Here is an 11,443-nt window from a genome sequence, read left to right as displayed (position 1 = left end):
CCGGGTTGGCTTCGGTCAGATCCTTCGGAACCCCGCCCCCACCCCTGGGCGGCGGTTCCGGGGATGGCTCCATTGTCGAACGCGTGTTCGACGGAAGGCAAGATCACTTTCGGGTGATGTTCGGCGGCTCTCAGCCGCGCAGAGACCGGAGGTGTCCCGCCTGCGCGAGCACGCCGTCCACCGCGCCGAGGAACGCGGGGAACCGCCGGGCGAACCGTCCCAGGTCATCGCCCTGATCCGCCTCGCCGAACCAGTACAGCCCCGTCCGCGTGCCCGCGAACGCCGCCAGCCACCGCTCGGTCTCCCCCAGCACCACCGCGTACGGCAGCGACCGCGAGAACACCATCTCCCGGTCGGCGTCCGGGATGTCCTGGGGCGTCACCGTGCTCAGGTAGCCGCGCAAACCGCGCACGTGTTCCAACAGGACACTGCCCCGCTTCGTCCGTGCGGGCATGGAGCGCGCTCCCAGCACCAATGCCACCCCGGCGACCACGACCACCAGACCGAACAACGCCGCCGCGCCCGTCAGCGCCAACACCACCGTCAGCGCCACGCCGAGCAGACCGAGGCCGACGCCGGCCCACCACCAGAGGTTGCGCTCCGCGTCCGGCCGCCGCGCGAACCAGTTCTTCGCCACCACGTCGGCGTACAGCTCGTCCCGAACGCGGGACAGGTCGATCCGCTTGCCCCTCAGCTCCGACAACAGCACCGCGTCCACGCCCGCGGGCAACAACGTGTCGTACACAGCGCGCTCGTACCCCGAGAGGGACTGGTCGGCCTCGTTGCGCCGCACGAACCGCCAGTCGTGGCCGTCGACCTCTTCCACCCACACGTAGTTGCGCACCGCGAGGTCCACGATCGTGGCGGTCACGTCGACCACGTCCACGTGCTCGTCCACCACGGTGCCCACCTGGCCGGGCAGCACCCCGTCCGGCGAGGCGAACGCCACCCGTCCGGCGCCATCGGTGACCAGCACGTTCACCGGTCCGACCGCACCCGCCAACGCCCGCGCGTCGCGGCCGCGGAGGTACCACAGCAGCAAGCCGCCGCCGAGCAGCGCCAGGACCAGTCCGCCCAGGCCCGCGCCGGTCGCGGGCGTGAGCGCGAACGCCGCCGCCAACCCCGACGCCTCCTCGACCCGCGCGTTCGCCGGCGCGGCGCCCTCCTGCAGCCCGACCGCCACCTCGACCCGCTCGCCGGCGCCCAGGCCGATCTCGGTCGCCCGCACGCCGCGGCCGTCGCCCAGCTCGGCCGTGGTGCACGGCTTGGCCGTGCCCGGCTCGCCCGCCAGGCAGTTCACCGACTTCGGCACGTCCGGCGTGATGACGGAGACCTTCACCGAGTCGAGCGGGGCGTCCCAACCGCTCGCGGGCTGCCAGCGCAGCTCCAGGGTGTCGCCGATCTGGGAGACCGCGCCCACCACCGAGTACTTGACGGTGGACGTGCCCGGCTGGAGCGCGATCGTCAGCTCGTCGGCCGAGGAGGAGGCCGAGGCCGTGCCCTTGCCGTCCACGGACACGTCGGCGACCTGGAAAACGCGGTCGCGGCCGTCGCCGACGGGGACGCGCAGGGGGACGACCCGCGTGGCCGCCGTGCCGTCGGGGACCGTCACCACCTCGGTCACGGTCAGCCTGCCGTCGCGCTCCAGCTTCAGCCGCACGTCGGCGCCGACCGTCCCGGGCAGACCGGCCGTGCTCGGCTGCGCCGACGCTGTGGCGGCGCCCGCGCACAGCGCGGCCAAGCAGATCGCCGCCGCTCCCCAGTTTTTCAACACGGCCGCGGAGAATAGCGGAGTTCGCCTAAGCTCTTGTGCTGATTCGGGCATCCGCGATATGGGGGACGACCAGCGATGACGCAACCACCGCCGCCAGGTGGCTGGCCGCCGCCACGACCGGTCGGGCCGCCTCCGGTGCCGTCCCCGCTGACCCCCCAGCAGCCCCGTCCGTCCCAGCCGCCACAGCAGTGGCCGGCGCAGCAGCAGCCGCCCGCGCAACCGCCCGCCCAGTCGCCGCAACCGGGCGCGCAGCCGGCTTCCCAGCCCGGCCGTCCGCCGGTGTGGCCGCAGACCGGCCCGCAGCCGGCCCAGCAGCCGCCCTCGTGGCCGCAGACGGGCCGGCAGCAGCCGTCGTGGCCGCAGACGGGTTCGCAGCCGGCCCAGCCCTCGCCCGGGTGGCCGCAGCAGGCCCCCGTCATGCCGCCGCCCGTGGCCGCGCCGCAACCCGCGAACTGGGGTCCGCCCGGACCGCCCCAGGGCTGGGGCCCGGCGCCCGTGCCGTACCCGGGGCAGCCCAAGAGCAAGGGCCCGCTCGTCGCGATGCTGGCCATCGGCTTCCTCGTGATCGGCATCGCCACGATCGGCATCGTCGCGGCCAACGGCGACTCCACGCGGGCCTCCGACTCCGGCAACGCCGGGTACTCGACCAACACGTACTCGCCGGACCGCACCACCACCACGACCACCACGACGACGACCACGTCCGAGCGCACCACCACGCGGTCCACGTCGACGTCCACCACGAAGGCCGGCCCCAAGGCGTCCTTCACGCTCGGTGACAACCCGATCCACGCGGCCGGCCTCGGCGCGTTCAACATCGACGGCTGCCCGTTGCCGGGCATGGACTACTCCCCCGCCGGCCAGGACCGGTTCCTGCGGGCGGCGCTGCCGTGCATCGAGGCGATGTGGGAGCCGTCGTTCCAGCGCGCGAACCTGCCCTACCAGCCGGTGGAGCTGGTCATGGTGACGTCCCAGATCACCAACACGTGCGGCTCGATGGGCCCCGACCGCACCGCCATGTACTGCGACGGCACGATCTACTGGACGCCGAACCACTACGCGAACGAGCAGGGCGCGGCGAACCCGAACCACCCCGGCAAGTACCTGGGCCAGCTCGCCCACGAGTACGGCCACCACGTCCAGTGGCTGTCCGGCATCCTGCGCGCGTCCGGCCAGGCGCAGTACGAGAAGGGCGGCTGGGACACCCCGGAGGGCCTCGACATCAACCGGCGCAAGGAGCTGCAGGCGACGTGCTTCGGCGGGATGACGCTCGCGCCCCTCTCCCACGGCGCCGTGCCCGGTGACGTCATCTCCGTCGCCCTCTCCGACGCCGGGAACCGCGGCGACTACCCGATCTACCCCAACCGCGACCACGGCGCGCCGGAGCGGAACGCGGCCTGGGTGAACCACGGGTTCAAGAACAACGAGACGAGCGCGTGCAACACTTGGGTGGCGAGCGCGGCGGACGTCAGCTGACCCGACTGGAGGACCGTGCACACGCCCGAAGAGCCCAGGAACAACCCGATCGTGCTCATCGGCGTGTTCTCGTTGATCGTCTTGTGCGTGCTGGGCCTCGGTGGCGTCACGCAACTGGAAGTGTCCCGGCAGATCAGCGGACGCGCCGTCGCCGCACCGGGCGCGGTGACCGGGGAAACCGCGGAGACCGAGGCGCCGAGGCCGCGCGCGGTGCACCGGCTGGCCGACCACCCGCTGCTCGTGACGCCCGTGCGGCTGCCCGCGGTGCCGTGCCCGCTTCCGGGGTTCGGGGTGTCGGACGCCGAGCTGTCGGCGTACTACCGGGCCGGGGTGCTGTGCCTCGACGCGGCGTGGCGGCCGGTGCTGGAGCAGGCGAACCTGCCGTTCGACCCGCCCGCGCTCGACACCGCGCCGGACCTGGTCGAGGGCCCGTGCGGCTCGGCGCCCGCGGAGAGCGAGGCGGTCGCGTACTACTGCGGTCGCAACAGGACCATCTACATGCCGACCAAGCGGCTGCGCGACAACGGCGGCGGTGAGCGCCCCGGGTCGCACCTGGCGACGTTGGCGCACGAGTACGGGCACCACGTCCAGGCGTTGACGGGGATGCTGCGCGCGGCGGACAGCAAGATCGTGGACGCGGGCGAGGAGACGCCGGCGGGGCTGGAGATGTCGCGGCGGATCGAGTTGCAGGCCAACTGCTTCGCCGGGATGTTCCTGGTCGCGGTCTCGGAATCGATCGGGACGGGGCTCGCGCAGGAGGCGGCGGACGACTTCCAGTACGCCGTGGAGGAGCCGCCGGAGAAGAACGCGCACGGCAGCCCGGACAACCAGGCGGAGTGGGCGTCGCACGGGTACACGACGGGCGTGACGTCGTCGTGCAACACCTACGCGGCCCCGGCGGACGCCGTCGCCTGAGCGCGCCGGGTCAGCAGGTAGGCGTAGAGGCCGCCCGCGAGGCCGCTCAGGCACGTCAGCAGGAGCGCCAGGCGGGTGTCGAGCGGCATGCCCTCGGGGGTGGCGGCGGCGGCTTGGACGGTGAACTCGCCGCTGGTGTCGGCCGGGACCACGACCTCCACCACCTCATCGCGCAGGTGACCGCAGCCGTCGAGCTTGGCGGTGTGCGTTCGGCCACCGATCGTCAGTTCGACCCGGTCGTAGGCGTCCGGGTCGCCGCAGGAGGCCGGTGCGACGACGGTCGCCGACGCGTGCTGGACCTCCGGAGCGGTGCGCGGCCACCACAACGCGACCGCTGCCGCCACCCCTGACAGGCCCACGACCAGCAGTACCAGGGCCCATCCGGCCGGGCTTCGCGGAACCGCCACAGGGTGGATGGTCGCAGACGGGGTGGCCGGTTGTCGTGGGGGCGGAGGCGGCCGCCCCAGCCCCGGACTTCACCCGATCGTGATCTTGCCGTCCCTCGAACTCCTGTTCGAAAATAGACCCATGACCTCCACTGCGAAAGCCTTCGACCCCACCGGCCCCCGAGTCCACCGCCGCCTGCCGCACGGCGTGCTGCGGCGAGGTCTCCGTCCTTGGGCCTGCCCGCCGCGTTGGAGAGCTTTGACGTGCGGCCGCCTCACAGCGCCCCGCCAAGACCTCCCGCCACCCTTCGGTTGACGACCGCCGCCGGGCCGCCGGCCGCCGCCGGGCCGACGACTGCCGCCGGATCGACCACTCGGATCAGCCGATCACCACCTTCCAGCCGACCCCCGCCCTCCGGCGGACCGCGCACAGACCTCCAGTCCACTTCGGATTCGCCAGGCGTCTGCCGCCGATCACCACCACCGCGGCGTTGTCCGACGAACCCTCACACCACCGGAGAACGGCGGCCACCGTCGTTCTGCTGTGGACGCCGGCCTCCCCCATCCGCGCCCCCCGACGGAGGAGGCCGGCCCATACCTCGACCGCCCACCACCTACCCACCCCATCGGCCGCCGCACCGCAGGGAGCGGCAACACCCGACCGCAACCCAACAACCCGAGAGCGGCGGCGGCCCTGACCCTCAGCAACCGCTGAAGCACGCCCACCGGCCGTCCAGCCGCACGCACGCACGCACCACTCACCTCGGCCGGCCCAAATCTGCCCACGCCACCCACCGTGGGCGGGTGGGGTGGTTGGGCGTCGGGTGCGAAGCAGAATATGGAGGTGTCGACTGCTGCCAGGGTGCTGGTGATCGAGGACGCCGAGGCGATCGGGGCTGCGGTGAGTTCCGCGTTGCGCGACGCGGGTTACCAGGTGCAGGTCCGGCCGGACGGCCGCGAACTGGAGGGCGACCTGGTCCGGTTCCGGCCGGATCTGGTGGTGCTCGACGTGATGTTGCCCGGTCGGGACGGCTTCACGTTGTTGGAGGTCATCCGGCGCGCGAGCGGGGCCGGGGTGGTCATGTTGACCGCTCGGGACGGGGTGTCGGATCGGCTGCGAGGGCTCGACCGGGGCGCGGACGACTACGTGGTGAAGCCGTTCGTCTTGGCCGAGTTGGTGGCGCGGGTGAGCGCGGTCCTGCGGCGGCTGGGGCGGACGCCGTCGACCGTCCAGATCGGTGACCTGGTCGTCGACGCCGACTCGGCGGTCGTGTTGCGGGGCGACGTCTCGGTCGATCTGACCGCCACCGAGCTGCGGCTGTTGCGGTACCTGGCGGCGCAGCGGGGGCGGGTCGTGGGGAAGACGCAGATCCTCACCGCGGTGTGGGGCTACGAGGACTACGACCCGAACCTGGTGGAGGTGCACGTCAGCGCGCTGCGCCGGAAGTTGGAGGAGCACGGTCCGCGGTTGCTGCACACCGTGCGCGGGCTCGGTTACGTGCTCAGAGCGGACGAGACGTGAGCCTCCGGACCGTGTCGCTGCGGCGGCGGGTCGCGCTGTCGGCGATCGGCGTCCTGGGCGCGGTGCTGATCGGGGTCGTGCTGGTGGTGGACGGGTTGTTCGCGGCCCAGTCCAAACGGGACGTCGAGACGGCGTTGCTGGAGAAGGCACGGGTGGCCCAGCAACTCGTGATGCAGGGGGTGCGCGGCGCGAACCTGGTGAACCGGCTGCAAGGCCGAGGTGTGGAGGTCCGGCTGGTCATGCCGGACGGGGCGGTGTTCGGAGCGGCACTGGACGAGGAGGTGGCGAACGGGACCACTCGGGACCTGCCGGACGGGTCGAAGATCACGCTGTACGCCGAGTCGTCGGTCATCACGGCGGCGCAGGTCAGGTTGCGGCGGTTGCTGCTGCTGGTCGGGTTCGGTGCGGTGGCGGTGACGGCGGCCGCGATGGTGTGGGTGGTCCGACGGGCGTTGGCGCCGTTGGACGCCATGACCACGCTGGCCCGGAACATCGCGCGCGGTGACCGGGGCCACCGGCTCAACCCGTCGCGGTCGGACAACGAACTCGGCCGCACGGCGGCGGCGTTCGACGACATGCTGGACTCGTTGGAGGGATCGGAGGAGCGGACGAAGCGGTTCGTGGCCGACGCGGCGCACGAGCTGCGCACCCCCATCGCGGGTGTGCAGGCGGTGGCCGAGGCGCTGATGCAGACCGCCGGCGCGGAGGAGCGGGAGCGGTTGAACCTGCTGCTCGTGCGGGAGTCGCGGCGGGCCGGACGGCTGGTGGACGACCTCTTGGCGCTGGCCAGGATCGAAGCGGGCCTCGAACTGCACCGGGAGCGGGTCGACCTGCTGGCGTTGGCCGAGGCCGAGGTGGGTCGGACGCGGCTGCTCGCACCCGACTTCGACATCGCGGCCGAGGGCGAGTCGGCGTTCGTGTCAGGCGATCCGCAACGCCTGGCCCAGGTGCTGGCCAACCTCGCCGACAACGCCCGCCAAGCCACCGGGCCGTCAGGGCGGGTGCGGCTGAGGGTGTCGAGGACGGGCGCCATCGCCCACCTGACCGTGTCCGACAACGGCCCCGGCGTCGCACCCGAGGACCGGGAACGCATCTTCGACCGGTTGGTCAGGCTCGACGAGGCCAGGGATCGTCGGTCCGGCGGCTCGGGTCTCGGTCTGCCCATCGCCCGCGGCGTCGTGCGCGCCCACGGCGGAGAGCTGACCTGTGTCGACCCCCACCACCTCACCGGCTCGACCAGGCCCAACGGGTCGATCGGCTCGACCAGGTCGATCGGGTCAACCGGGGCGACCGTCGCGGGTCGAACGGACGGCCCGGTGGCACACGGCCTCGTGGTGAACGGCCCGGCGGTGAGCGCCGGGCAGGTGCACGCCGGTCAGGCGAACCCTGCGGCGGGCGCAGGGCAGCCAGACGCTGGCCAAGCGGGTGCCGAGCGGGCCGCTGTCGAGCAGGTCGCCGCCGAGTGTGCGGACACCGAGCAGGCGGGTGCCGGGCGGGTCGGCGCTGGGCAGACCGGTGCCGGGCTGGTCGGCGCTAAGCGGTTCGCTGCTGGCCAGACGGCTGCCGGGCGGGTCGGCGCTGGGCAGACCGGTGCCGGGCTGGTCGGCGCTAAGCGGTTCGCTGCTGGCCAGACGGCTGCCGGGCGGGTCGGCGCTGGGCAGGCAGGTGCCGAGCGGCCCGCTGCCGGGCAGGTTGGCCGTGGGCAGGTGGGGGGCGGGTGGGCTGGCGATGGGCGAGCGGAGGCCCCGCCGGTGGTGGGCGGGGCCGTGTTCGAGGTTCGGATTCCGTTGGCTGAGTGAGGCCAGTGGGGAGAGGGGGCGTCAGGCTTCTTTGGGTGGGGTGACCTTCTTGACGTAGAGGAGGCGGTCGCCCGCTTCCACGGCGTCGGCCTCCGGGGCGTCCACCCGGTAGAGGACGCCGTCCCGCACCACGCCCAGCACTATGTCGGGCAGGTGGCGGGGTGAGCCGCCGATCTCGGACGGCTCCACGTCGCGCTCGGCGATCGACAGGCCCGCGTCGGGGGTGAGCAGGTCCTCGACCATGTCGACGACGGACGGGGTGGCGGTGGCCATTCCGAGGAGGCGGCCGGCGGTCTCGCTGGAGACCACGACCGAGTCCGCGCCGGACTGGCGGAGGAGGTGTTCGTTCTCGCGTTCGCGGACCGAGGCGACGATCTGCGCCTTGGGCGCCAGCTCGCGCGCGGTGAGGGTGACCAGGACCGCGGTGTCGTCGCGGTTCGCGGCGACGACCACGGCGCGTGCCCGCGGGACGCCCGCGACGCGCAGCACGTCGTTGCTGGTGCCGGTGCCGTGCACGGTCACGAGGCCGATGGCCGAGGCGGCGTCCAGCGACTCCTGGGTGGTGTCCACGACGACGATCGAGCCGGGGTCGACGCCGTCGCCCATGAGGGCGCTGACGGCGGACCTGCCCTTCGTGCCGTACCCGACGACGACCACGTGGTCACGCACCTTGGTCCTCCACTTTTGGATGCGCAGCGCCTGCCGAGAACGCTCGGTGAGCACTTCTAGGGTCGTACCGACCAGAACGATCAGGAACAGCACCCGCAGGGGGGTGATCACGAGGACGTTCACGAGCCGGGCCGACGAACTGACCGGCGTGATGTCACCGTATCCGGTGGTCGACAGCGACACCGTGGCGTAGTAGACCGCGTCCAGGAAGGACAGGCCGTCCTCGTTGACGTCACGGTAGCCGTCGCGGTCGAAGTAGACGATCAGCACGGCCGACAACAGCGCGGTAAGCGCGCCGATGACCCGTTTCAGGATCGCGCGCACCGGGCTGTGGACGGTGTCCGGCATCCGGATCACACCGACCAGCGAGTGTCCGGGCCGATCGGCCAGCGGTGCCCCGGGATGAGATCGGCGGATCATGACAACCTCTCCGGCAGTAGTCGCCACAGCCGGGCGGCGGCCTCGGCGCCGCAGAGCAGCAGTGGCACGACGACGCGCTCGTTCGGCGCGTGGATGCGATCATCCGGCAACGTCGCGCCCAGGTACACCACCGGCACGCCGAGCCAGCCGTGCAGCAGCGCGGCCGGCCCCGAGCCACCCGTCCGGCTGAACCTGACCGGCTGTTCGAACGCGGCCTGCACGGCGTCACGCACCGCACCCACGGCCGGGTGGGACACGTCCACCGCATAGGGCGGCGCGCCGTCACCGCGCGTGATCACCTCGGCGTGCAGGCCGTCCGGCGTGTGCTTGGCGACGAACTCGCGCAACGCGTCGGCCACCCGTTCGGGCCGCTGGTCGGGCACGAGCCGGAACGACAGCTTCACCGACGCCTGCGCGGGCACGATCGTCTTCAGGCCGGGCCCGGTGTACCCGCCGTGGATGCCGTTGACCTCGGCGGTGGGGCGCACCCACACGCGTTCCAACGTCGACCAGCCGGGCTCGCCCGCCAACCCCTGCGCGCCGCCCGCGTTCGCGAGCCACACGGCCTCGTCGAACGGCAGCGCGGCGTAGTCGGCACGCTCGGCCTCGGTGGGCTCGACGACGTCGGCGTAGAAGTCCCGCAACCGCACGCGCCCGTCGTCGTCGTGGAGCGCGGCGACGAGCCGGGCGATGGCGGTGGCCGGGTTGGGGACGCTGCCGCCGGCCCGGCCGGAGTGCACGTCCGACGTGCCGCCGGTGAACACGACCTCCGCGCCGTACACGCCGCGCTGGCCGGTGCACACCGTCGGCGCGTCACGCCCGTACAGCGGCGTGTCGGTGAACACCACCAGGTCGCACGCGAGGTCGTCGCGGTGGTCGTCGAGCAGGCGGGTGAGGTGCGGCGACCCCGACTCCTCCTCGCCCTCGACGAACAGCTTGAGCGTCACCGCGGGCTGCGCCGCGCCGGTCGCCGCCAGGTGCGCCTTGACGCCGAGCAGGTGCATCGCGACCTGCCCCTTGTCGTCGCTGGCGCCGCGCGCGAACAGCTCCTCGCCGACGAGCGTCGCCTCGAACGGCGGGTGCTGCCACTGCTCGACCGGGTCGACCGGCTGCACGTCGTGGTGCCCGTAGACGAGCACGGTCGGCGCGTCGGGGTCGGCGGCGGGCCAGGAGGCGTAGACGGCGGGCAGGGCCGGTCCCTCGTCCCAGACCCGGACGTCGGGCCACCCGTCGCGGCGCAGCGCCTCGGCGAGCCAGCGGGCGGACGCGCGCACGTCGCCGTGGTGCGCGGGGTCTGCCCCGATGGACGGGATGGCCAGCCACTCGCGCAGGCCGACCAGGAAGTCGTCGGCGAACGCCGCCACCGCCGCCCGCTCGGGATGTTCGGGATTTTCGGGATCACCGCTCACGGTGCGGGAGGATAACCCTGGCAGCGCCCGGCGGTGGCCGGCATGACAGGGTGAGCCGCATGGAACCCACTCGTTCCCGCTCCTGGTCGGCGCTCGCGCTGGCCGGGCTGCTGGGCGCGGCCGGCGTCACGCACTTCGCCAAGCCGAAGCCGTACGACGCGATCGTGCCGCGTGCGCTGCCGGGCAAGCCCCGGACCTGGACTTACGTGTCCGGAGCCGTCGAGGTGGCGCTGGCCGCGGCGGTCGCCGTGCCGCGGACCCGAGGCCTGGGCGGGAAGCTCGCCGCCGGGTTCTTCGCGGCGGTGTTCCCGGCCAACGTCAAGATGGCCTACGACTACCGTGCGAAGTCGCCCAAGGCGAGGGTGATCGCGTTCGGGCGGCTGCCGCTCCAGGTCCCGCTGATCCTGTGGGCCTTGCGTGTGGGACGCTCAACCCGCTGATCACTCTCGGCACTGGGTTCGACACCCAGCGCGCCCGAGGGGCTGTCATTGAAACCGCAACCAGTCCTAGGATGCCCGAGTGCAACCGCTCCTCCACCATGCCGCGTCGGCGCTGGGTTGGCGCGGCATCGTCGTCCCCGACGTCGCCGTGCTGGGTCACCAGGTGTCGGCTGTCGTGCGGGTTCGTGCCGACGTGCACGAGTGGCGCAGCGCGAACGGCTGGCCGCCCCAGGCGGACCCGTCCTGGTTCCGCTCGTGGTTCGAGCCGGCCGCGCACGACCAGCTGCCCGTGCCCGCGGTGGAGCTGGTCGGCGTCCTGGTGGGTGAATCCACGGTGGACCGCGCGTTGCAGTCGTGCGGGACGTTGATGACCCTCGCGCCGTGCTCCGTGGTGCTGCCCGCGCCGCAGGGCGCGCAGTCGTGGCCTCTGATCGAGCTGGACTACTACGGCATCGGCGTGGTGGCGGTCGACTCGTCGGGCGCGGCCGAGCTGATGGTGCCGCCGGAGGACCGGTCGACCGAGTTCGGCCCGTCGCTGTTCGGGCGGTGGCTGCTCGAGGTGCTGTACGACCGGGTGCTGAAGGAAGTCCCCGCGCACGCCCGCGTCACGACCTAGGCCGGATCACGGGATCA

The 11,443-nt window shown here is 72.8% G+C and carries 10 protein-coding genes; 6 read left to right on the top strand and 4 right to left on the bottom strand.

Translation table 11 applies throughout. From position 1 onward, the window contains the following. Nucleotides 1–130 precede the first annotated feature (130 nt). A complete protein-coding gene (locus ACRAKH_RS04660) occupies nt 131–1,774 on the bottom strand; it encodes a DUF2207 domain-containing protein (RefSeq protein ID WP_447009651.1) in 1,644 nt (547 codons plus the stop codon). 417 nt (nt 1,775–2,191) lie between these two features. Between ACRAKH_RS04660 and ACRAKH_RS04655 the strand changes: the two genes are divergently transcribed. Both ACRAKH_RS04655 and ACRAKH_RS04650 read left to right on the top strand, forming a co-directional pair. After that, nucleotides 2,192–3,250, top strand: a complete 1,059-nt coding sequence (locus ACRAKH_RS04655; protein WP_447009650.1) for a neutral zinc metallopeptidase — start codon at nt 2,192–2,194, stop codon at nt 3,248–3,250. 15 nt (nt 3,251–3,265) lie between these two features. After that, a complete protein-coding gene (locus ACRAKH_RS04650; protein WP_380728158.1) occupies nt 3,266–4,165 on the top strand; it encodes a neutral zinc metallopeptidase in 900 nt (299 codons plus the stop codon). On the opposite strand, the gene ACRAKH_RS04645 is transcribed toward ACRAKH_RS04650, so the two are convergent. Then, on the bottom strand, nt 4,135–4,572 hold the full coding sequence (locus ACRAKH_RS04645) for a hypothetical protein (RefSeq protein WP_380728160.1): 438 nt from the start codon (nt 4,570–4,572) through the stop codon (nt 4,135–4,137). The genes ACRAKH_RS04650 and ACRAKH_RS04645 overlap by 31 nt on opposite strands. Nucleotides 4,573–5,395: 823 nt before the next feature. Here ACRAKH_RS04645 and ACRAKH_RS04640 point away from each other — a divergent pair. Both ACRAKH_RS04640 and ACRAKH_RS04635 read left to right on the top strand, forming a co-directional pair. Continuing rightward, nucleotides 5,396–6,073: a response regulator transcription factor gene (locus ACRAKH_RS04640; RefSeq protein ID WP_447009649.1), complete on the top strand. Its 678-nt coding sequence runs from the start codon at nt 5,396–5,398 to the stop codon at nt 6,071–6,073. Continuing rightward, nucleotides 6,070–7,872: an ATP-binding protein gene (locus tag ACRAKH_RS04635; protein ID WP_447009648.1), complete on the top strand. Its 1,803-nt coding sequence runs from the start codon at nt 6,070–6,072 to the stop codon at nt 7,870–7,872. The genes ACRAKH_RS04640 and ACRAKH_RS04635 overlap by 4 nt, the downstream gene beginning before the upstream one ends. 21 nt (nt 7,873–7,893) lie before the next feature. On the opposite strand, the gene ACRAKH_RS04630 is transcribed toward ACRAKH_RS04635, so the two are convergent. Both ACRAKH_RS04630 and ACRAKH_RS04625 read right to left on the bottom strand, forming a co-directional pair. Continuing rightward, nucleotides 7,894–8,961 carry a potassium channel family protein gene (locus ACRAKH_RS04630; RefSeq protein ID WP_380728166.1) on the bottom strand — a complete coding sequence of 356 codons (1,068 nt, stop codon included), beginning with the start codon at nt 8,959–8,961 and terminating at the stop codon, nt 7,894–7,896. Continuing rightward, nucleotides 8,958–10,370, bottom strand: a complete 1,413-nt coding sequence (locus ACRAKH_RS04625) for a M20/M25/M40 family metallo-hydrolase (RefSeq protein ID WP_380728168.1) — start codon at nt 10,368–10,370, stop codon at nt 8,958–8,960. Before ACRAKH_RS04625 ends, ACRAKH_RS04630 begins: the two co-directional genes overlap by 4 nt. Before the next feature lie 59 nt (nt 10,371–10,429). Here ACRAKH_RS04625 and ACRAKH_RS04620 point away from each other — a divergent pair, with 59 nt between their 5' ends. Together ACRAKH_RS04620 and ACRAKH_RS04615 are read left to right on the top strand one after the other, a co-directional pair. Continuing rightward, nucleotides 10,430–10,810 (top strand): DoxX family protein, encoded by a 381-nt coding sequence (locus ACRAKH_RS04620; RefSeq protein ID WP_380728170.1) that lies wholly within the window; start codon nt 10,430–10,432, stop codon nt 10,808–10,810. Nucleotides 10,811–10,889: 79 nt separating this feature from the next. Further along, entirely contained in the window at nt 10,890–11,426 is a 537-nt protein-coding gene (locus tag ACRAKH_RS04615) for a hypothetical protein (protein WP_380728172.1), read from the top strand. The last annotated feature ends 17 nt before the right edge of the window (nt 11,427–11,443 follow it).

The sequence above is a fragment of the Saccharothrix hoggarensis genome, assembly GCF_052936025.1.
The sequence above is the reverse complement of the archived record's forward strand: the minus strand, read 5'-3'. Positions and strand labels throughout refer to the sequence as shown.